The 23,515-nt window shown below is 34.9% G+C and carries 22 protein-coding genes; 9 read left to right on the top strand and 13 right to left on the bottom strand.

The features are described from left to right. Positions 1 to 9: 9 nt before the first annotated feature. From ACIQ2D_RS08830 to ACIQ2D_RS08840, 3 genes are all read left to right on the top strand, one after another. Complete coding sequence (locus ACIQ2D_RS08830; protein ID WP_402862504.1) at positions 10 to 459, top strand: ImmA/IrrE family metallo-endopeptidase; 450 nt, start codon at positions 10 to 12, stop codon at positions 457 to 459. A 72-nt stretch (positions 460 to 531) separates the two neighbouring features. Further along, entirely contained in the window at positions 532 to 2,178 is a 1,647-nt protein-coding gene (locus tag ACIQ2D_RS08835; protein WP_402862507.1) for a recombinase family protein, read from the top strand. Positions 2,179 to 2,326: 148 nt separating this feature from the next. After that, entirely contained in the window at positions 2,327 to 2,767 is a 441-nt protein-coding gene (locus tag ACIQ2D_RS08840; RefSeq protein WP_402862510.1) for a DUF2621 domain-containing protein, read from the top strand. Positions 2,768 to 2,907: 140 nt separating this feature from the next. Here ACIQ2D_RS08840 and ACIQ2D_RS08845 read toward each other — a convergent pair whose 3' ends face one another. Both ACIQ2D_RS08845 and ACIQ2D_RS08850 read right to left on the bottom strand, forming a co-directional pair. Then, positions 2,908 to 4,389 (bottom strand): S-layer homology domain-containing protein, encoded by a 1,482-nt coding sequence (locus ACIQ2D_RS08845; protein WP_402862513.1) that lies wholly within the window; start codon positions 4,387 to 4,389, stop codon positions 2,908 to 2,910. 77 nt (positions 4,390 to 4,466) lie between these two features. Next, entirely contained in the window at positions 4,467 to 9,635 is a 5,169-nt protein-coding gene (locus ACIQ2D_RS08850) for a M60 family metallopeptidase (RefSeq protein ID WP_402862516.1), read from the bottom strand. A 787-nt stretch (positions 9,636 to 10,422) separates the two neighbouring features. Here ACIQ2D_RS08850 and ACIQ2D_RS08855 point away from each other — a divergent pair. Genes ACIQ2D_RS08855 through ACIQ2D_RS08865 form a run of 3 tightly spaced genes read left to right on the top strand, consistent with a single transcriptional unit; the run spans position 10,423 to position 12,544 of the window. Next, positions 10,423 to 11,019: a TetR/AcrR family transcriptional regulator gene (locus tag ACIQ2D_RS08855; protein ID WP_402862519.1), complete on the top strand. Its 597-nt coding sequence runs from the start codon at positions 10,423 to 10,425 to the stop codon at positions 11,017 to 11,019. Between the two features lies 1 nt (position 11,020). Then, positions 11,021 to 11,722 carry an SGNH/GDSL hydrolase family protein gene (locus tag ACIQ2D_RS08860; protein ID WP_402862522.1) on the top strand — a complete coding sequence of 234 codons (702 nt, stop codon included), beginning with the start codon at positions 11,021 to 11,023 and terminating at the stop codon, positions 11,720 to 11,722. Positions 11,723 to 11,725: 3 nt separating this feature from the next. Next, positions 11,726 to 12,544 (top strand): SDR family NAD(P)-dependent oxidoreductase, encoded by an 819-nt coding sequence (locus ACIQ2D_RS08865; RefSeq protein WP_402862525.1) that lies wholly within the window; start codon positions 11,726 to 11,728, stop codon positions 12,542 to 12,544. A gap of 103 nt (positions 12,545 to 12,647) precedes the next feature. Here ACIQ2D_RS08865 and ACIQ2D_RS08870 read toward each other — a convergent pair whose 3' ends face one another. Continuing rightward, positions 12,648 to 13,232, bottom strand: a complete 585-nt coding sequence (locus ACIQ2D_RS08870) for a LysE family transporter (protein WP_402862528.1) — start codon at positions 13,230 to 13,232, stop codon at positions 12,648 to 12,650. 113 nt (positions 13,233 to 13,345) lie between these two features. On the opposite strand from ACIQ2D_RS08870, the gene ACIQ2D_RS08875 reads away from it, so the two are divergent. Together ACIQ2D_RS08875 and ACIQ2D_RS08880 are read left to right on the top strand one after the other, a co-directional pair. Further along, positions 13,346 to 13,900, top strand: a complete 555-nt coding sequence (locus ACIQ2D_RS08875; protein WP_402862531.1) for a helix-turn-helix domain-containing protein — start codon at positions 13,346 to 13,348, stop codon at positions 13,898 to 13,900. A gap of 34 nt (positions 13,901 to 13,934) precedes the next feature. Then, on the top strand, positions 13,935 to 14,261 hold the full coding sequence (locus ACIQ2D_RS08880) for a YnfA family protein (RefSeq protein ID WP_402862534.1): 327 nt from the start codon (positions 13,935 to 13,937) through the stop codon (positions 14,259 to 14,261). Positions 14,262 to 14,424: 163 nt separating this feature from the next. Here the strand turns inward: ACIQ2D_RS08880 and ACIQ2D_RS08885 are convergent, their stop codons facing one another. The 6 genes from ACIQ2D_RS08885 to ACIQ2D_RS08910 all read right to left on the bottom strand — a co-directional run bounded on the left by ACIQ2D_RS08885 (position 14,425) and on the right by ACIQ2D_RS08910 (position 18,610). Then, complete coding sequence (locus ACIQ2D_RS08885) at positions 14,425 to 14,940, bottom strand: GNAT family N-acetyltransferase (protein ID WP_402862537.1); 516 nt, start codon at positions 14,938 to 14,940, stop codon at positions 14,425 to 14,427. Positions 14,941 to 15,110: 170 nt separating this feature from the next. After that, a complete protein-coding gene (locus ACIQ2D_RS08890; protein ID WP_402862540.1) occupies positions 15,111 to 15,671 on the bottom strand; it encodes a nucleotidyltransferase family protein in 561 nt (186 codons plus the stop codon). A gap of 108 nt (positions 15,672 to 15,779) precedes the next feature. Next, positions 15,780 to 15,971 carry a hypothetical protein gene (locus ACIQ2D_RS08895; protein ID WP_402862543.1) on the bottom strand — a complete coding sequence of 64 codons (192 nt, stop codon included), beginning with the start codon at positions 15,969 to 15,971 and terminating at the stop codon, positions 15,780 to 15,782. 1,058 nt (positions 15,972 to 17,029) lie between these two features. Next, a complete protein-coding gene (locus ACIQ2D_RS08900; protein WP_038187584.1) occupies positions 17,030 to 17,233 on the bottom strand; it encodes a cold-shock protein in 204 nt (67 codons plus the stop codon). Positions 17,234 to 17,635: 402 nt separating this feature from the next. Next, complete coding sequence (locus ACIQ2D_RS08905; RefSeq protein WP_402862546.1) at positions 17,636 to 17,899, bottom strand: hypothetical protein; 264 nt, start codon at positions 17,897 to 17,899, stop codon at positions 17,636 to 17,638. Positions 17,900 to 18,220: 321 nt separating this feature from the next. Continuing rightward, entirely contained in the window at positions 18,221 to 18,610 is a 390-nt protein-coding gene (locus ACIQ2D_RS08910) for a YybH family protein (RefSeq protein ID WP_402862549.1), read from the bottom strand. Positions 18,611 to 19,357: 747 nt separating this feature from the next. On the opposite strand from ACIQ2D_RS08910, the gene ACIQ2D_RS08915 reads away from it, so the two are divergent. Continuing rightward, on the top strand, positions 19,358 to 19,558 hold the full coding sequence (locus ACIQ2D_RS08915; protein WP_402862552.1) for a hypothetical protein: 201 nt from the start codon (positions 19,358 to 19,360) through the stop codon (positions 19,556 to 19,558). Between the two features lie 194 nt (positions 19,559 to 19,752). On the opposite strand, the gene ACIQ2D_RS08920 is transcribed toward ACIQ2D_RS08915, so the two are convergent. From ACIQ2D_RS08920 to ACIQ2D_RS08935, 4 genes are all read right to left on the bottom strand, one after another. Continuing rightward, positions 19,753 to 20,109 carry a hypothetical protein gene (locus ACIQ2D_RS08920; RefSeq protein WP_402862555.1) on the bottom strand — a complete coding sequence of 119 codons (357 nt, stop codon included), beginning with the start codon at positions 20,107 to 20,109 and terminating at the stop codon, positions 19,753 to 19,755. 184 nt (positions 20,110 to 20,293) lie between these two features. After that, on the bottom strand, positions 20,294 to 21,070 hold the full coding sequence (locus ACIQ2D_RS08925; protein WP_402862558.1) for a CPBP family intramembrane glutamic endopeptidase: 777 nt from the start codon (positions 21,068 to 21,070) through the stop codon (positions 20,294 to 20,296). 113 nt (positions 21,071 to 21,183) lie between these two features. After that, positions 21,184 to 21,993, bottom strand: a complete 810-nt coding sequence (locus ACIQ2D_RS08930; RefSeq protein WP_402862561.1) for a MerR family transcriptional regulator — start codon at positions 21,991 to 21,993, stop codon at positions 21,184 to 21,186. 508 nt (positions 21,994 to 22,501) lie between these two features. Further along, positions 22,502 to 23,128 (bottom strand): GyrI-like domain-containing protein, encoded by a 627-nt coding sequence (locus ACIQ2D_RS08935; protein ID WP_402862564.1) that lies wholly within the window; start codon positions 23,126 to 23,128, stop codon positions 22,502 to 22,504. Between the last annotated feature and the right edge of the window lie 387 nt (positions 23,129 to 23,515).

Below are 23,515 nucleotides of genomic sequence, written 5' to 3' on the forward strand. Positions count from 1 at the left end.
GTGTTTTTGGTGGATATTAAAAAGATTGTAGCGCAGTTAGTTGAAAAATACGATACAAGTGATCCTTTTAAGTTGGCTGATCTACTAGGTATAGTTGTTGTTTTCGAGCCATTAGGTTCGATATACGGCTATTATAGTAGATCTCACCGTACAAAAGTAATTCACATCAATGAGAATTTACCATTAGAAAAACAATTGTTAACTGGGGCCCATGAACTCGGACACGCTGTTCAACACCCCGAAGCGAATACTGCGTTTCTAAAGAAAAATACGTTGTTTTCTACTGACAAAATTGAAATAGAGGCTAATACATTTGCTGTTGAGTTATTATTACCAGATGAATTATTCAAAGATCAATGTTATTCAGGTTTTACCATCTATGATGCAATTGAAGAAAAAGGAGTTCCAATCGAGCTGCTATCTTTAAAAAGCATAGATGGTAAAAAAATTTTACCCTAAAGCAGGCATACTTTTACATTAAAGGTATTTATCATTCGAATTGGCAAAATGAAAATTATAAGGAGAAATAGGATGAAAACTATAATATATTATCGTGTTTCCACAAAGCTTCAAGAAGATAGATATAGTTTAAAAGCGCAAAAAGAAGAACTCACCAGATATGCAAATAGTCAAGGTTGGGAGATTGTTGCGGAATTTAAAGACGTGGATAGTGGCGGGAAACTCGATAAAGAAGGTCTTAATGCTTTAATGGATTTTGTTGAAGAAAACTCTGTAGATGTAGTTCTATGTGTTGACCAAGACAGATTAAGCCGTCTTGATACACTTAATTGGGAATTTCTTAAAGACGTCTTACGAGACAATGGTGTAAAGATTGCTGAACCTGGATCTATTGTAGACCTTAAAAACGAAGATGATGAATTCATCTCTGATTTAAAAAACTTAATAGCTCAACGAGAGAAACGAGCTATTGTACGTCGCATGATGCGTGGTAAAAGGCAACGTACGCGTGAAGGTAAAGGTTGGGGGGTTACTCCATCTGAATACCTTTACGATAAAAGCACAGGAACTTATACATTAAATGAAAAATGGGCTTGGGTTTATCTCTTTATGAAAGAAGCGTATATGGAGAAAAACATGGGCGATGAAGCAATCGCCGCGGCGTTAAATAAGATTACTAAAACTCCTAACGGAAACTCATGGTTAAGTTCAATTGTATCTTATAAGTTAACCAGTGAAGTTTATTGCGGACGGATGATAAAAAAATTCGCCAATGGAGAAAAAATAGTAGTCGAAAATGTTTATCCAAGATTATGTACAGATGAAGAATATCAAAAAATAATCGAAAAACGCAAAAGTAAATATCGTCGTAGACCTGAAGGTGAACCGCAGTTGTTGCGCCGTGTAGATATGACGTGTGCTTATTGCGGTAAAAAAATGGCTATTCGCATGTCTGGTGTAAAGGGTCAGTGGTTACATTTTTATGTTACCCATCGTTCCGACTGTCAGTTAGAGGCCATTAATACAATTCGTGTTGAATCAAACTTAATCAAAGCTTTAAAAGATATTGTAAAAGAGGAATCTTTAGCAAAACAATATATACAGATTGAATACGGTCCTGATGACTTACAACAAATTGAAAACGAAATTAACATGTTGCGTAAATTAATGGGCGATGCCAAAGCCAAAATTGACCGTCTTCTTCCTCTGTATCTTGATGGTAAATGGTCAAAAGAACTTCTCAACTCACAAAAGACATTGCTTGAAAATGAATTAGAATTACATGAACAACGACACAATCAACTAGCTAATAAACAAGATTTAATTAAATCGAATTTATTCAACTACGATATTGTTATGCAATATTTAGGTGTGGCAGAACGATTTGACACCCTTTTAGAAAAGTCTGAACAAATGCAAATGATAGGACATCTATTCCCTACTGCCACTGTATATGAAGACAAAATTATATTTAACAGCTTATTACCAAATAATATTCCGTTGGATATCCGTGTTCCAATCGCCCCTAATCCATACGAAAAAGCGAAAATCATTAGTTCGGGTGCAGATCCACAAGGTAAATATAACCGAATGCAACAATACTTAAAGGATAATCCAGATGCCTCTGTGAAAGGTGCAGCGGATGCATTGAAAATCCCCACAAGTACAGCATATAGATTAGAAAAGAAATTTGGTAAATTAAAAAGTATAGATTATTAACTTGTATTATAAAGCTACGAAAACTAAAAATCCCCCTAATTCCCATGGTTTTATGCAATAATATATACAATTGACTTGTCAAAAAAGGGACAATTAGGATGAATTTTTCTGTGCTAGCTTCTATAATAGAGAGAGCGAATGTAAAGAGGTGAACGGATTGGCGTTAGAAGGTTGGTTTTTATGGTTTATCTTATTTTGGGTAGTAGTGCTAATTTCATTAATGGGGATTGGCGGATTCTTCATGTTCCGCAAGTTTTTAAAAGCGCTACCAAAACAGGATGGCAAATCAGATTTAGATTGGCAAGAATTTTATTTAGATAAAACTATTCATTTATGGGGACAAACTGAGAAGGAATTGTTGTATGAACTTGTTAGCCCTGTACCCGAACTATTCAGACAAGTCGCAAAAGAGAAAATTGCTGGGAAAATTGGTGAACTAGCTCTAGAAGAAAAAGCCCCTGCAATTAACAATGATTTAATTATTCGTGGCTATATTCAAGCTACACCGAAGCGAGATCATAAGTTTTTACGAAAAAAATTAGATGAACTCCAAATTGACGTTGCTCCATACGAAAGTCTATTCGATTAATAATAAATAGAAATGCCACACTTTCTTAAAAGTGTGGCATTTCTATTTGATTTGATTATACCCGATTTCTTTATACTTCAAATTTAAAATGAAGGCTTATTTTCTGCAAGCAATTTCACAGTGAGAAAACGGTACAAAAATTAATACCAATCCGATAATCGTAGTGAACGCATTAAAATCTTAGCCATTTGAGCACGTGTAAGGTTGTTGTATGGGTTGAACTTTGTACCTTCTCCACTATTTAATACGTCATGCGATGCAAGGTACTTAACTGCGTCTTTTGCATAGTCACCAATGCGGTCCATATCATCAAGAATTACATTGCCTTTTGGTGTCGTATCAACACCCATATACTCAAGCATACGAGCGATCATTGCTGCAGCTTGCTGACGAGTAAGTTTCTTTTCGCCCCCGAAAGTACCATCTGCAAAGCCTGTAATGATGCCTGTCTCATATAGCGCTTGAACTTGGTCTGCATACCACTTGCCGCTCGCATCTGGGAACTTATCCGTGTTGCTTGACGAATTTAATTCTAGGGCGCGTGCAATCATAACGCTGAATTGACCGCGTGTAATATCATTATATGGGCTGTACGTCGTTGCAGTCGTACCATTAACGATTTTGTAGTTGTATAATTCTTCGATTTCATCACGGCTGAACACGTTAGCGATGTCCTTGAAATTAGGCACAGCACGGTCTGTTATGAGTAATCCATCTAGATTTTTTGTTTTGATTTTCATCTTATTATCTTCTACGAAATGCGGTACATTTGTATATACACCATTTCCTTCATCTCGAATTACACGCTTCTTATCGTAGCTGCCAAGACCATTGGAGATTGAAGATTTATATTCTTTATCGTCAATTTTGAGAATAATAGAATCAGCAGCTACAACAATTTCAACTATTTCGTCAGTAGATGGTTTGTCTCCTTTAATTGAAATAATCAAGTCGCCATTTTCATTTACTATTAAATCTCCAGTAGGCGGTGTTGTTTCTGTGCCATCACCGTTGTCTCCTCCATCAGTTGGCGGGTTCGTGCCTCCAGCGTTGCCATTATCTCCGCCACCAGTTGGTGGTTTAGTACCTCCACCGTTAGAACCGTTGTTTCCACCTGAGCCACCGTTGTTAGAGTCTTTAATAGAGAAATCACTTCCGCCTGATACAGAAACAGTAGGAATGCTATGCTCAACATTAGCCATAGTAACAATCTTTAAAGAACCATCTACAGGTACTACGTCAAAACTTTCACCTACAGTACCTTTTAAAGTCATTGAACCAATATCTAGGTTATCATTTTCATCTAGTAAACTCTTTGTACTAGTTACATAAATATCTACTACGTTCTTACCTTCATCGTACACATATCTAGAATTTACGTCTGATTTCCCTTCATTCGAGAAGTTCAGAGTATCTAGTTTTACGTTCCCATTTATTTTCAAGCTAACTTGATAAGCCTTCGCGATTAAGTCTACGTCTTCTAAAAGCAACTGCATTGTCTTACCGTTTACTTGTTGACGGTTTAATTTTACATCTAACGTATTAGCAGAAGCAGGAGTTACCACAGAAGCAGCTAATAAACCTGCTACAGATAATACGTTAACAAACTTCTTGATATTCATCTTCTGTTATCCTTTCTCATGCATAAACCTTAATCCCGAAAGATTAAGGTTTATGGTTTGCTTCGTTAGTTTAGTTATTACTTGATTTCTTTAAAATCTTTGTAGATGTCTAACCCTTGAACTCCATGAGTAATCGTTGATTTCTTCATGAAGCTTCTAGTAGAGCTATCTGTAAACTCAATTTCAGGTAAGTCAGTAGGAACGTCGATATATAACGTATCACTTACTAATCGTTGACCTTCTAGCGTAATTGCATCATTTACTCGATACATTTCTGTCATTACCTTAGAAGGTAACTTTGGAAGTTTTTCTAACTGCTCAGGAGTAATCCACGTAATATACGTACCTTCGCTAATTTCACCTAGCTCTGCATTGTTCGGTAATTCAGCCATGAAGATTGTTTCACTAGACATGATGTCACCGTTTTGGTCACGCAGAAGACTTGCGTTAAATGCAGGATGTCCTCGGTAAGAACCAGTAATAATCAGTGAACCCTTAGGGATTTTTTGATTGTTTTCTCTATCGTAAACAAAGTCTGATTTTAATGTACCGATACCATCTTTATATAAAGCCTCTCTCGTACCAATCTCGATGTTATCTCCTGGTGGGGCGATAATATCTAGCTCAGGTATCGCAACCGTTTGCGCACCTTTTGCAACAATCTTCACGTAAGAAGCATCGTAAGACCATAATTGCTTACCGCCATCAGAGCCTTCTTTATTGAAGTAGATTGTTTCCTCGTCTTTAGAAGCGTCGAACGTACCTGAATTTGCTAACGTCCAGTTCTCTTTATCAGTACTTACGTACACATCATAACCTTTAATCGCATTTTCAGCAGGTTTCTTATAACGGAATCCTACTATAGGTTGCTTAGCATCCATACCGATGATAACGTGACCGTCTGCATTTTTAGGTTTAGTTCCTGTGAATACACTATCATTATCATTGTCGATAACTTTATTAACAGAAGGATCTAAGAATGCACCATGATTGTTGTTTTCATCTGTTACATCTTCGTCACTCGTCATGTTTGTTTCAACTGACCAACCTTGCTTATCCATTGTACCGTCATGAGATATTTTGATAGGATCTAGCTTTTTTACATCCGTTTCATTTAAGTGATAGTCAATTGCTTTAACAGAGTATTCGACAACTCGGTTGTTAAGAGCTCCTAGAGAATCCTTAAACGTATCTTCTGTAGTAAACCCTATAACTTTACCGTTACGGTAAATCTCGTAACCTAAAATTTTATCACTCTCTTTATTTACACCAAGATTTAAAGTAATATCTTTATTTTCAATCACAGAATCTTCAGGGACTTTTTGGTCAAGAGAAACAGTAACTTCTGTATCGTCTGCTATAGCTCCTACCTTATCGTTCAATACTTTACGACGCGCATCGTCATTTAAGTATTGAATACTGCGAGACTCTTTTTCATAACCTTTATCACTTAAGTACTTCTTCGTCGCATCGTCTGGTCGAATACCCCAAGCATAGAAGAAGTCACTTAAATCTTTACCAGCTGCATCAGAAGCTACTCGAACAAGTACCTGTTCTTTAGGTAAAGCACTCTCTTCCGCAGTTAATGTACGTACGCGTTGAGAAATCTTCGCAAAGATTGAATCATTAGTAGGGTCACTATCCGTATCCGTTTGTAACATTAACGCAGTAGGGTTCTTATCGTATGCTAAGTGCAACTGCCAGTACATCCCTAATTGGGCAAATACATCAGCAGGAAGACTGATTGTACCACTTGTTACTTTCTCATAAATCTTTTCGTATTTACCGCTATCTTCTAAACGAGACGGCGTTCTATCGTCAAACGTTTGAGCTAACAACGCAATAATATTGTTCGTGACTTCCGCAGTACCGATTGTAGGCATATCTGTCATATGACCAATTTCGTGAGCAATACCCCAACCAAATAAATCTCCTGAATCTTTTACAGTACCATCAGCATTAAACGTGAATGGTTTACCCGTAGTTAAACCTGGTACGGAATCATATTCAATACCTACGTGATTACCTGAAGCGTACATGAAAGCTCCGATAAACATACGTTGATATTTAATATTTGCACGACTCTTCGGATAAGCGTGTTTTAACTCGTCTCCCTCAACCTTACCGTTGTTATCGAAATCAGGGTTTTTACTTACCCCACGCTCTGCGTACTTCAAGTCCATCATCTGTTCCATAGCTTTTAATGAATCATACAGTTGGTCAACTTTAGCATCCATTGAAGCAGAACCTTCTAAACCTTCCCATACAGCAGTAGCCGATACGTTAAACGTTGCTTTATCTAGCTCGATATCTGTTGTATTCATGACACTTGTCTTTTTATCGTACAGGTATTTATTTTCGCTTGTATTTTCTTCCGTTGGATACATGCTAGGTAGCTTATCTACGTAAGCTTGTAAGTCCGTAATGTACTTACGGATTTCAGCTTTAACTTCATCTTGTTTAGACTCATCATTAATTTTACCGTATAGGTTCAAATGCGGAATCTTGGTAGCACCCATGACACGTACTTTAATGTCTCCCTTAGTAGGAGAACCGCTTGGATAACGAACGTAGATGTTTCCACCTTTTTCTACATCCATGTCATGAATCTTAGGAACTTGGATTACGTTACGTCCTTTTTTTAGTTTTACAGTCTTTTGGTACTTACCACTTTCACCGTAAACCTGCGTAAATACTAACTCAGGTAGAGTCCCGTTAGAACCTACATAAACCGTTAGATCATCACCGGCTCTAGCTGATAAACCTAAGGCTTGGTTATCATTGCTCATTCCGATGTTATTTCCTGTATTTGTGATACCTTGATTAACAACCATAATCTCGGAATCTACTTGAGAGTCAGTGTATAGTTGCTCTGCGTAATCCAGTTCACGTAGAACAGCTTCTCTGTACGGGTGATATTCTCCACTTACAGCGTCCACTGTATTTGCTCGTTCACGTAATTCGTTAATAGTATCTAAGGTTACTGTAGTATTTAACTTAACTAGTAAGTCATCTTCGAAAAGACTGCGTACATCTCGTTCTAAACTATCATAATGATAGAACTTCATCTCAGAAATAGAAATCGTTCCATCACCATAAGCCATACCTAATGCAAAGTTTACTTGAACTTTATCCGTCGTTACTGGTCCATTTAAGCGAACTTCGTAATAAACCTTACCGTTTTTATCCCTCTTTGTATTGAAGTAAGCAGGTTTCTCTACCATTTGACCGTTCTCTTGAACACGTACTTTTACATAACCGTACTCATATTTTTGAGATACATCAGGCGTTACTACAATTGTGTCTAATGTTTGCGCAGAGTCAAACTCTACAACAGGAGAAGGTTTACCTTGGTTGAATCCCCCTCCATCCCAACTCTTATAAATCCAAGACGAGCTATAATCGTTATCTACGATAGCGAACTCATCATCTTTCACTGCTTCGGCAGGGTAAGTTACACCTTTAATATGTTCTGTAGGTTGGTTAACACCTTTAGACACGTTAATCAATTTATAATCAGGTGTAATAGGCGCTTTTAGGTCAATTGTTTTACCTTTGTAGATTTGAGACTTACTACTTACACCGTGCTCATTCACAGCAGTTAAATAGATTTCATACTCTGTATCGTCCTCTAAGTCCGTGATCGTGTAATTTAACTGTTTTAAATTCTCTACAGCTTTCGGCTCTTCATCTGAACCTGATTTTTTATAGTACAAGTTGAATGTATCAGCGTTTTTATGCTTCGACCAATTTACCTCTAAACCTTTATAAATCCCTTTGATACTTACCCCCTCAGGAGCCTCAGGTTTTCCTGTTGGTTTAGGAGTAGCCTCCATTTCCTTAGAGTAACCACTTGTCCATTCACCATTCATAGATTGAATAGAGATTTTGTAAGGTTCGTAGTTATCTAAGCCTTCGAATTTTACTTGTGTTTTATTTGTTTGAAGAATCTTTGTTGTTTCTTTATTTTTGATTTTACCTACTAACTTAACCTCGTAACCATCTACGTTAGGTTCTGCATTCCACTTAACTGTTAGCTCTTCGCTAGCTTCTACAATTTCAGTAATTTCAGGGATATTCATCTCAGGAGCAGGGATTTCCTCATATACGTTGTTAAGGAATTCTACCTTACCGATTTCAGCTAACTGAGCATCTTTACTAGTTGTTTCCGTTACGACAATCGTAATTTTTTTAACAGCTACTTGACCTTTTAAGTCAATTTGGATATTACCTGCCGAACGGTTCATCTTAGCAGAATAACCTACAGCGTTTCGGTACGCTTCGGTTCCGTAATAAGCCTTCGATTCTTTACCATGCTCATCCTCGATTAATACATAACCTGCAGAAGGAGCTGCGTCACTATTCGGTACAGCAATGTCGATTCTGTCCATTTTTACAGGCTCGTCAAACGCCATACCAATTTGAGCAGGTTGGTCAGGCGTTACCTCTACACCTACAGACTCTTTACCTGTCATCAAGTTTTCAATTGCTGTGTCCAACTTATCTGTTGGAATACCTACTGAAGAAGCTGCATCTAACTTCATTTTATTCGTGTCCACAATAGGACTAGTTTCAACGATTAATGCACCAGTAGATGTCTTATTTAAGCTCTCTTGAATGTAACTTAAATCAAGGATACTTACAGCACCATCTCGGTTTAAGTCGAACTTCTTAATAGTGCTAGCATCCGTAGCCTTTATGTTATCAATTAACGCATCATAGTCTTTTTGAGTTACTTGACCGTCTTTATCAAAATCACCCATTAAGAAGTTATCTTTATTACTTAACGTTACACGTTGAGAGTAATCTTTAAGATTTACTGCTAACTCGTCCGTTGTTTTAAATCCTTCACCGCTTAAAGATAAAGAATACTTTCCTACAGGTAGCTCTTTAAACATTACAGAGTAGTAGTAAACCTTTTCAGCGTTAGGGTCTAATTCTGCCTTGGTTTTATCCAGTTTTTTAATTTCATAATTGATAGTCTTACCATCGATCTGTAAGGTACTAGTTTTTTTACCTAAAGTTACGTCGTGTTTTTTGCCCTGAGCATCCGTAAGAGATAAGGTCATACCTGTTAACTCTTCGGTAGTATTCATAATAGGTAAAGCGAAGTTTACATCTACTTCTAAATTACCTACTAATATGGAAGCATCTTTATTCGGTTTTGCTTCCACAGGACTTGCGTAGACAGGTACACTTGTAGCTAAAATACTAAATGCTGCTACGCTTGAAATCGTCTTTTTCATTGTCTTTCATCCTTTCACAACCGATAAATCCGATGAAATCGATATATTAGAAAAATAAAATATATCGTTTTTATTTCATCGGATAACATTATATACACTTTAACAATTTAAATCTACGCCAAAATATTAGGTATTTATGCTTATTTCGAGTGTTTCCGCGCCTTTATCGAGCATATACGAAGTTATATAGTTATTAAAACTATTCTATTTATTCCTCATTGACTAAAATGTATATATTATGTAAATATAGTGTTTTGTGGGATGGTTAATATTTTTAAAATGAAGAAGGTGATTTCCACTGCTGGCAAGCGTCTAGCTGCTTCGGGACAACAAAAAAACTCTAAGCTATTTTAATATTTCGAGTTGAAAACCTATTAAACTATAGTTTCCCAATTATTTTAGTGACTTTTCGCGTTCCAAAATGTAGTATTCTATTTTCCATAGTTCCCACTTTTGGTTTTCTTAACGAGATCTAGCGTTTCTTTAAAATTCTCTACAGGTATAATTACTACAGTATATCCACGATTCTTTTTTATGTTTCATAGCTTCGTTGCTATTTTCCTTAGGTACGACAAAATACGGTAAATTTTCTTTAACGACACTGTTTAACTTGTTCTTCAATTGATTGTCCCCCGCTAGCTAAAAGTGACTTCCCCATCGTACCTAAGCACTCTCCTACTGTCACCAAAAGTTCATAAAAATTCAATCATTTTATTATTTTATTTTTCAGATAATTATGTATAATTAAATTAGAACGACCGTTCAATTATTAGGAAGAGGTATTACTTTGAACAAAAGACGTTATGACAGCGAAACTGCAAAACATGAAATAAGAAAAGAAGCATCAATTTTATTTGCTCAAAAGGGCTATAACCAAACCTCAGTTGGCGATATCTCAAAAGCTTCTGGTTACAGTAAAGGACATATTTATTATCATTTTGAAAACAAAGAAAAGCTGTTTGTCCTTTTAGCTCAAGAAACTATGCAAGATTGGTATAACATGTGGATACAAAAAGAACCCACATACTCAACAGCTACAGAGAAGTTGTATGGGATGGCAATACACGTTCTCTATAACTACCAAACGCCTTTATTAAAATCAGGTCAGGAATTAGCATCTAATCCGAGCTCAAGCCCAGAATCTATACAAAAACTAATGGAATTAGCAATTACCCCAATGAGTTCTTACCGTGCGATTTTACAAAAAGGTGTGGATAATGGGGAATTTATAGCTGGCAATATTGACGAGTGGACTGTCTTGCTTGGGACATGGTTGGGGGGGTTATGCCAACTTACAAGTGCACAAGAATTGAAATCCCTTGAACCTCTATTTAATCAAGCCATTACAATCTTTTTAGGGTCAATCCGAAAAGGAGGAATTTAACATGAAAGTTGGATTAATTGGTGATAGTTTAACAGATGGTCGTCCTGGAGTGTCTTTCTCAAATCTCTTAAAAGAAAAGTACCCTAGCATTACTTTTATCAACCTCGGAAAATCCGGAGAAACTGTTAAAAGTCTGCATACTCGATTAACCAAAACAACATTAGAAACTGATTATGATCTTACCTTTCTTTGGATTGGGGTCAATGATGTCTATTCTAAATTGCTTAAAGTGCAAGCACAGCCTGTCGCAAAAGACCACGAGGAATTCCAAGAATACTTCACTAAAGTTATAGAAACGGTGCTCGCCTCTTCTAAACATGTTGTTGTCGTATCACCAGCAGTCGTCGGGGAAAATACAACAAATGATGCAAATAAAGAATTAAGAGAATTGTCTGCCCTAATGCAATCAATTTCTAGTATTCATCCAAATACAAGCTTTTTGAATTTGCAAACTGTGTTTGAGGAACACTTGTCCAATGTTAGGAGTTCGGAATACATTGGCACAAGTGTTATGAGCGTTATGAAGGATGTACTGTTTTACAAGAACCCTACTCGTATTAATCAATTATCAACAAAACGAGGACTTCATCTTACTTTAGATGGAATTCACTTAAATAGTAGTGGGGCTGCGATTGTTGCGGAGGAATACTCAACCCTGATTGATCAACTTTACTATACAAAAATCATAGTGAACGAGGTGTAAAATATGGAGGAGAAAAAGAAAGTTGCCATTGTGACTGGTGGGGCTTCTGGAATTGGCAGGGCTATTTGCAGTGAACTAGTTTCAAATAATGTATTCGTAGTTATTGCAGACATTAATGTAAACGAGGGAAAGTCCTTTGAAACTGAGCTCAATAATAAGAACATCAATGCTAGGTTTGTGTATGTAAATGTAACCGAGTGCACGAGTTTGGAACAAGTCATTACTGAATCATATCAGGAGTTTGGCAGGTTGGATTATCTGTTTAACAATGCTGGGATGGCTATGTACGGTGAACTCTATGATATGTCAATTGAAGACTGGAAAGAAATCATGGACGTTAATTTATGGGGAGTTATTTACGGAACTCAGGTTGGATACAAGATTATGAAAGAACAAGGTTTTGGACATATCGTTAACACAGCATCTGCTGCAGGACTTGGACCTTCCCCTATATCTTCAGCCTACTCTACAACAAAGCATGCTGTTGTTGGGCTTACCACATCTCTTCATTATGAAGCAGCAGAATTCGGTATTAAGGTAAGTACCCTTTGCCCTACTTTCGTTGATACCCCTATTTTTGATGATGCGAAAGCTATTAAGATAAATAAATCAATCATTACAAACCAATTAAAAAAACAAAAGAAAATGTCCCCAGAGCAATTAGCTAAAATCACGGTAGATGGCGTTCATAAAAATAAACCAATCATATGTCCTATGCCAATGAGAAAGACCATTAATGTCCTCACTACAACCTTTCCATCAATACAAAATGCTTTGATGCGATTAGTTTGCAGAGTAAGTAGAAAAGCACGTATTTCATAACCAATATTCCCCAAGCTACTCGACTCTCGAAAAAAGAGTTAATGCCATTGTAGAGTTAACTCTTTTTTTACTTAAAATCAACGACATATAAAATATTATCGTTCTAGTTAACAAGAATTGAAAAAGCACTATACACCAATAATGCTGCCATCACAATATTGAACTGTTTTCTATATTGTATTAAGAGCTTTTGAAATACCGATCCAAATAGTCCCCAACTAAATGTACTCGTTACACCAACTGCCCCTAAAAATAACGCAAAAAGCAGATAGCTAAAGTATGAATCATAATAAGGCAAAATGAAGGTTGCTACTACTGTGATCCCAAAAAGAATGCCTTTTGGATTTACAAATTGCAACAAAACACCGATTAAGAAAAAGCTCTGATGTTCTTCCTCTTTTTCCCCATCACTATCTTTACTCATCAGGATTTTATATGCCAGATACAACATGTACCCGACACCCAAAATAGTTAATGGAAATTCAATGATTGGCATAACACGAGTTAAGACAATATTAAAAACACTACATAATAAGATAATCACAAAAAATCCAGTACCAACCCCAAAACTAAACCTCACTGATTTACCCAAGCCATGTTTATTCGCAAACGCCATCGCCATAATATTATTAGGACCTGGTGTAAAGCTGGTAATAATCACAAATAACAAAAATGAAAATAAAGGCATCATTAAACCTCCCCTATGTTGTATGCTATAATGTCCAAAACAAACAATATAACGTCGTTCGTTTTATTATACATAACGGTCGTTATATTGTACATAGTGTAGGAGTGATTATTATGGAGGAAATCCATCTAGTTCTTGCAAGAAATTTAAAAGCGATCCGAGAGAAGGAAAAGTTGAGCTTAGAAAAGGTTGCTCAATTGAGTGGCGTCAGTAAAACGATGATCGGTCAAATTGAAAGAGGCGAGTCCAGCCCAACTTTAACAACTATTTGGAAAATCGCGAATGGCTTAAAGATTTCCTTTACATCCCTCATCAACAATCCGCAGCCGGATACGACAGTTGTTTTAAAAGATGAAATCCAAGTATTGACTGAAGACAATGAAAGGTATCGCGTCTACCCCTCTTTCCCCTTTCAAGAGGACAAACGTTTTGAGATGTACACGATTGAAATTGAGAAGGAAGGCACATTAAGTTCCGATTCTCATAAAGAAGGAACAGAGGAATTTATCACTATCTTTGACGGAGAAGTAACGATCGAAGTTATCGACGGTCAATATACACTACAAAGTGGAGATTCAATCCGATTTAAGGCGGATAGACCTCACACGTATACTAATTCTGGAGAAACATTAGCCCGATTGAGTATGACAATCTATTACCCAGCCTAATCGTGATTAAAATTATCAAGGAGAGATTCAAGAAATGATTTATTCAATTTTGTTATTTATATTTGCTGGACTTGCTGAAATCGGTGGAGGTTATCTCATCTGGTTATGGTTAAGAGAAGGCAAACCCTATCTATGGGGCGTTTTTGGAGGAATATCGTTAGCTTTATATGGAGTTATCGCAACCTTTCAATCGTTCCCGTCATTCGGTAGAGTTTATGCTGCCTACGGAGGCATATTTATCATACTTTCCGTTTTATGGGGTTGGGGAGTTGATAAAAAAACACCGGATTTTTATGATTGGTTAGGTGCCATTATATGTTTAGTTGGTGTTTCTGTGATGTTATTGGCACCACGTCAGTAATCCAATGCCTATCTTGTTCTATTTATTACTTGTGACGGAAAAGACAGTTTTGTCAAACAGATTTAAAAAGCTGTCCTAAAAGTTAATTGTCATTAGCTTTTGAGACAGTCCATGTCTTTTTCTAAAACGTATTTTGGCAACAAAATACCCAAAGTATGAATTTTCACTTTACAAACTTATACATTAATACGTCATCTACGTACTCATGGTCACTCAATTTTATTTCATTAATTTTTCTTCCTTCTTCGATAAAACCCATATCTTTATAGAAAGCAATGGCGTTTTCATTTGTTGAGAATACGCCTAAACAAACTTTTTCAATTAGTGGATTTTCCTTGGCCCATTTTAATAATTCCTGCAGGAGCTTCTTGCCAATGCCTTGACCACGATATTGTTTATCCATCATCATACCGAAAGTTCCTGTATGTGCAATTCTTTTCCGTACAGGGGCTCGAAATACTAACCAACCAACAATACTATTGTCAATTTCAGCAACTAAAATCGTCTCATACTCATTGATTAGCCTCTCCTGAATCCACTCTTTCTTACCCTCTAGTGATTGGTTAAACTCATCAATAGTTGTCATTAAAAACTGTTCTTCAGTGATAACATCTTTTTGTATTTCTAGTATTCTAGCTGCATCATTAATTTCTGCCAATCTAATTGTAGCTGAATTCAAAGAAGGTCCCCCTTTTTAATGATCCTTGCCTAATGTTGAAAATTCGACTTCCAATATTTATTGGCAGGAGATCTTTACAGCTATTATAGTCTAGATAATGTACGACTTTCAAAATCCTTCAATAATTACAGATATGCAGAATTTGATGAAAGAAGATTATTTACTACTTCTTATACTATAGTTCTTATCGATAAATCCTTCCAAGTTTTATCCCATTCTTTTTCTTGCATACGTTTTATATAGATGGCTTGAAGTTCACTACCCTTTTGAAAATATGGAGTGGGACGAACAATCTTATTAAACAAATCCTCTAACCCGTATGGAGCCATCACTTCAAGTTCACTTTTTTGAAGTCTTACAGCAATTGCAGTTGGTATTTCTGTAAAATGAGCAACCCCATCATAAGAAGAAGTGTACGGGGCGAAACTATTTTTCATATGCATACGTGCTTGGTTTTTTACTGACCATGGTTGGTTTGGTAGTAAAGCTTCAAGTTTCTGTTCAAAGCTTTTTTCTATGTCCCACGAAGTATCCGTACTATCAAAATAGATAACATCAATATCATTGATTGGCGTATTGATATTATGTAAAACATCCCAAACTTTATTGCGAATAAGTCCAGCGCTAACCCAAGCGTCACTTAGGTTTAATTCTTCAACCGCTTCTAAAATTGACATTATAGAACTGTCATTTTTTATAATATCTATTAATTGATCTTCATAATTGCTCATATTAACTCCCCTTTCCAAGTTTCTCCTGTAACTACTTCATACGTAAAAGAGTTGTCTCAAAAATTACTGAGACAACTCTTTAGTTGGTATTGGTCTTTATAAACCATCTTATTTATATAAATGGTCTAGTGCTTGATAATCTTGCTGGTAGCGTCCACCGTCTGCTACTTCTGCATGATACAGCGCCTTTAATGCATAGTTTTTTTGCAAATCCATGTCAGCCATTAGTCCTTTTAGGCGGTCATGTAATTCACGATTTTCTTTCACTAATTGCTGCATCTGTGGTTTAAAATATTTCAAGTTGGTAATCTCCCTCAATTTATAACATACCTACTAGTATAGCACGATTTTTTCCGAAAGACTCGTGTGAGAAGTTACAAGCACTTCATTGTTAAAGGATACCCTATCCCAATCCAGGTGTAGCCTAATGCTATGTTGTTCTGCCTGTGCTCTCAAGTTCACTTCATCATATTCTATACTCTACTCTTCTAAAAAGTAATTTATATACTTATTTAATATAGATAAGTGCCGATATGTAGTCTCCGTATAAAAGTAACACTATCTCTTCTAATTTTTTAAAATGCCTCGATTTATAACGTGCATATTTAAAGGTATTGTTTCTAAATCATTAAAGAGTTGATTATTTCACCCAAAATCCAATGAAAAGATCAACTTAATAGATATGATGCTACATAAATTATTCGTTGCTTCTTTTCATAAAAAGACTATAATAAAAGGATTATAAACGATGGTAAACATTTGCAAATTATTAGTTTTTAAGTCTGGAGAATAGAAAAATGCATACAAATAAACGTTCAACAGTTATTTTAGTAGCTTTAACAAACTTTATCCTCTTCTGTCTAATTCAATATTTATTCGTTTTTTCTGAAAGTGAAAGCATTGATTTCATCAATTTTCAATTTATTTACTTTCCTTTAATCATCATGTCTATTAATCTAATTCTTTGGTTCAGTAGATTTAGAATTGTTTTCTCTTTACATTGGATTTGTATTTATGTAGGTTATTCGGGCTCCATCCTTACGTATTATTTTATAGAATATTTCAATGTAGTTCCTCAGCAAGATGGCCCGCCTGGTGAGGCATATTTCGATTTATTTTTACTTACTACTGTACTTGCTACATTACAAATAATTATCTTACTTATTTTAAATTGCCTTACTTTTTTATTTAAATTAGGATTTTCTTATCTGGTAAAAAGATAAATCCATCAAATCTATATCTCCTATCAGAGAAGAACTCAATAACCAGTACCTACAATACAATATTCTAAACTTCCTATGCAAAAAAGAGGCCTCCTAATGAAAGGAAGCCTCTTTTTATGGTTACATCATTAAAAATTAAAGTTTTACGATGTTTGTAGCTTGTGGTCCACGTTGGCCGTCTTCTACTGAGAATTCAACTTTTTGACCTTCGTCAAGTGATTTGAAACCTTCACCTTGGATAGCTGAGAAGTGAGCGAATACGTCGTTTCCGCCTTCTACTTCGATGAAACCGAAACCTTTTTCTGCGTTAAACCATTTTACTGTACCTTGTTGTGTCATTTAAATGACCTCCATTAATTGTATTAAATAACATCATATTCCTTCAAAAGAAGGAATTCACACATTACAAAAAGTATCGAACAAAACATGATTACTCTTTGTAATATGTGAATTCTTTTTTTCTTGTAAACGATCTTATTACATTAATTATATAATATAAAATCATATTTGTCGAGTGAAAAGTGAACTTATTAACTATCAATAACTTTAAAAGTTAATTTCAGAAGAGACATTAGTATCGCATCTTTTTCTTGTTGGCAGCCGTCACGCAATTAAACCAAGGCTTATTACAATCATTGAGACGTTGATATCAGGGAACCCACGCTTTTGTTAGCAAAAAATAATATCAACTGAAAACAAAATGAATGTTCGTTTCTAGTTGATATTATTTATTTTACATTTTTATTTACTAACTATATCTAGGCACCAACAGAAATTATCCCATGCAGAATACCAGCCGTTGAAAAGTTCAGACGAATCATCCCAGCGTACTTCGAATTTCTTGTGACCATCTACGTCTAATAAATACAATGCAAGGGTATCATCAGCCTTAGATACAGCAATCTTCATACCCGTTTGAAGTTCTTCTTCAGTGAATGGTACATCCGAAACCGATCGTAGCTGTGCTTGTTCAAAAACTTGTTTGTTAATAATTTTGTAATTCATAATAATCCTCCAATAAAACTTTCTATTAATTTACTTTCCTACTTTATCTTTAAAAAATAGGACTATAAAAGTATATACTATATTCTTTTAGCAATGAAAACAATAAAAAATTAGCTTGGCTCTTTCAATTGAAACAAGCCTAAAGACATAATGTATCTGAAAATCATAACGAAAATTAATAGCTTTCCTGAACAATATATTATATTAAACTTTCATTCAAAAGTATATCAATTAATCTTCAACTAACCTGACCTGCCCTTTTTATTCAATATATTCAACAAAAAGAGCGTGATTTACGCTCCGATCGTCATACATGAATGCCTACTTACTGATTAATTCTGTTCCATATGAGTTATCAATTGCGCATAACCAATCGCCTTGTGCATTTTTCTTAAATACATATGTTGCTCTTCTATCCATTGAAAATTCAATATCTTCTTTATCTGCATCAAGTAACGTTTGGGAAAGAACTAACGCAGTATCTCCCGCTTCTAAAATAATCATTTCCCCTTGTGTTGGTACGATACTGTTATTAAAGTATTTTGCAATTGCTATAAATGCGTTTTTGATTTCCTCTTTGCCTCGTGCAATCATTCCCGGCTTTACAACGAGAATTGCATCATCCGTATAGTAATTCATCAATGTATCAAAATCTTCTTGTTTTATGGCAAGGTCACACTTTTTTATTAACTCTTTTAATTCATGTTCCATAATATATTCCTCCTAAAACGGTATATTAGATTAATTTTACACCATGAATGGCAGTTGAACTAATTTCTAATTAATGTTTCTTATCAGGTGTAATAATTAACCAATTTCAACCATTACTATTAAAGTCGTATGTTCATTTCCGCTACGGGGTGCTCGCTTTCCGCGGGCAAGCACCGAGCCGCTTCCGCTCCAATAAACTATAAACCAAGGAGTAATGAATATAAAAGCAAGCAATTTATAATTAAGTATCTACGCTGCATCATTAGCATAATATCAGTTAATCACATTTTACCTTCTTTTATCCAACCGTATATTCGAAAACTACCAAAAATGGATACTACGAAAAGAGCAAGCATTGCTATTATCCATGTTGATAATCTATCTACATCCTTCAAACCAGTAGCATTTATTAATACAAACGCGGAGAAAGAAATAAACATTATGTAACAACATATATTCGGAATTATCCATATCAATCTCAATTTTGTATTTTTCAATAGTATCACTTCCTCTCTTTCCTGTACGAAAATTAACTTAAGTTGCAACGTTAGCCAAAGTAGTGATTTCTCTAATTAAACTATTGCCCCATACGTTTAAGCGTATTTATTCACATACAATTAGCAGAATTCTCATTAAATCATTTATTCTTTAGAGCTATTCATCACCCTTAATGAAATAGTTTGTGATTTAGAATAATTCATATGAAAATTGGAAATGAATATGTGTAAATTGAAGGGATTGATAGTTATGGCGTTCTATGAAGATAAAGAAATATACTGCTTCAGCTGTCGTAAAAAAACTTTATTTACACGTAAAGATATGCATAAAAATAGTGGCGTAGACAGCCATTGCAGTGAATGCTCTGTCATTTGGTTCGAATGGCAAAATCGAGCAGTGGAGCGAGAAATGGAAAAGTGGATTGAATATAACCAAAGAGCTGTAAATTAACTAAACGTCGGTTCTCAACATTCGCTTTTCTAGTGAACAAATCATAGGGCTTAACAAAAAAACAGAGTTTAACTCTGTTTTTTTTTTAAAATCTAAGATAGAATTTTTATTTTAAACAACACTTCTATAGTTGAACAAGCTATCTCTTTTCTATTGCAAATCATGATTGTACTTTGCATTAATAATATAGTTGTTTAATTCGTTTCATTCGCGAACTGTTCAGCAAGTTTATTTAACAAAAAATCCCTTCTTATTTTTAGAATCTTAACCCACCAAACTAGTAAATATAGGAAAGCTATGATTACAGAAACAGACCAAAAAGAACCTTGTTGTAAATGAGTAACTAAATGTTCAAACTCATTCACTCCTTTTTCTCTCCCGATGCTATTTGCAACAGTAATTATCGGAACACTTAATGTAAGAACGATGGTAATAACGGACAAACTTATCATTTTCATCCGAATAACATTAAATATTGCAGTTCCCAAGGTTGCAATTAAAAACAAGTAATAAATTATCCAAACCCAATCAGAAAGTGTCTCCCAATACATTATTTCACCCTGATGTGATTATTAAAAACCCTATACCTATTAAACAAAACTGCATCGTTCAAGAAGGTTTACATATAAAAACTTACTATTTTATCCAAACTTTCATTAAATAACCGTTCTAAGAAGGAACTACATAAACCGAAAATCAGTCTCGTCTTTCTCACAAAACAAAGGCTCCATTCAATTATCTGTATAAGCACTTTCTGTAGTTAACTAAAACCAAAACTACGGCCACTATTAAATATAATACTGAGGTAACTGTGAGCGTATTAAGTATGTTTCCAACTTGAATGCCCATAAAATAATTGAAAAGTTGGTGGATCATAATAGAAATAATGAGATTATGATTCAAGTTATAAAATGCGGTTATGATTATTGATATAGCAACAATGGCACTCAAAAAACAAATGATATATTGCACCAATTGTAATCCTGAGTATCCTGACATAAGCCATAATGGTGCATGCCAGAAACCCCAAGTCAATCCAACAATAATGGCTGATTTTAATGGACTGAATCTTTTTTGCAATTCATTTAATACAAATCCCCTCCACCCTAATTCTTCCCCAAGTGGCCCAAGGATTAAATTATAGCCAAATAGGATCAGAAGCGAAGCCCATGAAGCAGCTAATTGTTCGTTTATAGGGACATTCCATACTTTGTTAGTAATTAAGAGACTACCAACCAAAAGTAAAAATTGAATTAGAACGACACACAATACCGTTGATATTGTGATTCTTTCTCTAAACTGACTTTTCACAAAGTTCCATAGATTCCCTTGGGGGTAGATTTTACGGAACATTATTATGAAGACAAAGGTAGCTGTCCATGATGATAGCACAATTAATATGTCTACTACAGGCTGAGACTTTAATAGAAACATCGTCAGTCCTATGACAAGAAGAAACACAAAGAACATGACATAGGTCCATAAAATATACTTTTTTACCATTCCACTCATACCAAACACCCTCCTGAATTTTAAAAAACAATAGAACAGCTTGTATTTGTTCCATTGGTTTTAAAATTAAACTATGGTGTTACCCCCAGGTCAATATCTATAAAAAAGTATATTTACTCAACTTCTACTGGAATATATATTTCTAAAAAGGCACGTTCTTTATTATCAAGATATGTAATTAGACGAGTATTAATAAAAGCTATTCCTTTTATTTTAAGTCCTTGTTCATTTCCCCATTCTAAAGTAGAATGAAAAACTTTATCTTGAATATCATCATTTCCATTTTGATACCTGCCATCCTCAACAATTGTATAGATGCATTTATCATATCGTAAATAACATCCACTTTTTTCCTTATGTATCGATTCATACTTTTCAACAATATACATCTTGGAATCCAGAAACCCGTTTTCATCAACAATATATTTTCTCATGATTTTGCTCAGTATATCGTCCTTCATCATATCCATGTTTTCCAATATGGCGGGATACTCCATAAAGGAAAAAAAGTCAGAAAACTCACCGATTACTTTATAAGTTGGGAATTCCCTGATGGAGAATTGGTTTAAGTGATCTTTTAATTGCTCACAGAATGCTTTTGTTTCCTTTATTTTTTGAAGCATGTAATTATTATTTTGTATAGTCTCTTCTAATTGTTCAGCTTTAATTTCCAATAAAGATCCCAGTTCTTCTATTGCTATTCCTTCTTGTAGTTTTCGAACTTCTTTCATCGATAAATTTCGCTTTTTATAAAAATCAGCAACTAATAATGCATAAATATCAAAATCATTATAATTTCGATAATTATTCGTTTCATTCTGATTTGGTTTTACAATTCCACGTTCCTCATAATACCTCAGTGCATCTCTTGATACACCCAGAATTTCTAACAATTGACTTGTTTTATATGTATTATTTTCCATTTCATTCTGACCTCCTCAATATATATCGTAGAGTCATTTTTTTATACGATATATAACCACGAACCTTTTAAATTTCATTAAATCTTCTTTCATTACATTAACATAAATACCCATTTATAGTTCATCTCCCCTCTAAGCATTCTATAGAGGGGAGATGATTTTAAACAAACTTTATTACAAATATACAATTGAATCAATTTCATAATTCATATTTCCATCAACAAATACGAACATTATAAAGATAAAAAATATGATTATTCGCATCGTTACGCTACAGGCGGACGCTTTCCGCGGGCAAGCACCGAGCCGCTTCCCTCGCTACGCTCAGTCCAGGGTCTCGGTTCGCTTGCTTTTCCCGCTGGAGTCGCCGCCTTTCGCTCCACTTAAATGTTCGTGATTCTTCTTAGAAAAACTATTTATGGAATTGACTCAATTGTCTTCTTTTTTGGATTCTTATTCACCTTACTACATTATTGAACATTCACCCATTTTGAGTTGATAGATTACGCTATTCTATCGGCTTAACCTTATATCTCAAAACAGTTTTTAATTTTGCAGGCTCGACTTTTCTAAAATCTGAAAGATATATTTCTCGATGTAGTAATGACATTCTTTCAAGATTATTATTTTTTATAAATTCATTCATTAATTCAAAACTTTGCGGTTCATCATCATATGGACCTACATGCAGCATTTGTACACATAAGCCATCCTGTACTGTACCGAATGTTACGTCATTTAGGAATGGATGTGGTTTCTTTTTTTCTACATGTTCGAAGGCTCTCTCCACGACGTCCTTTGTTACAAAATCTGGTTGTCTAATCATGATTGTATAGACTAATTCATCTTTGTTTAATGTATCTAATTTCCTTCCCTTTTCTGTTAAATCCCAAATGCCTTCTAAAGGATAGACAGTATATTCAAAATAACCTTCTGGTGTATAGCCTTGCTTCGGCATCATTCTGACCGCATAAGCCAACGAATAAAGCACACCTATCTTTTCAGCGAATTCAGAATCATTTGGATTACCTTTTCCTTTAATCATAAAAAATTGCTGCTCTGGAACCGTTACAAGTTCAGGTTTTTGTTTTGGGATATATAAATTCTTCTCTTGTTTTCTCCATTCGTATTTCATATGCTTTTGTTCCCTTCTGTTACATAGTAAGTGCTTTTGATTCACTAATTTCACTAATAGTAGTTTTGAATTATGAATAGGTAAATTATACACCTAAGGAGATAAACTATTTATCACACTTGTTGAATTGTCCTGCTGCTTTATCTGCAAAACAAAAAGACTGCTTTTTAGCAGTCTTTCTCTAAAGCTCTTGACCCCGCTAACCATCCATGTCGCATAAAAAACGCTACACCACAGAAAATGAAAGATTCTTACGTTCTTTCATGGGAGACAAAGTATAATTCTTCACAATTTTTTTGGTATTCGGAATAAGTAGTAGGTTACCCTATCTATTAATTCCCTCATATTATTCAGTAATATTTTGAATACATAAGTCAACATAATTTC

The organism is Lysinibacillus sp. NPDC097287 (assembly GCF_044761695.1).
Taxonomy (GTDB): Bacteria; Bacillota; Bacilli; order Bacillales_A; family Planococcaceae; genus Lysinibacillus.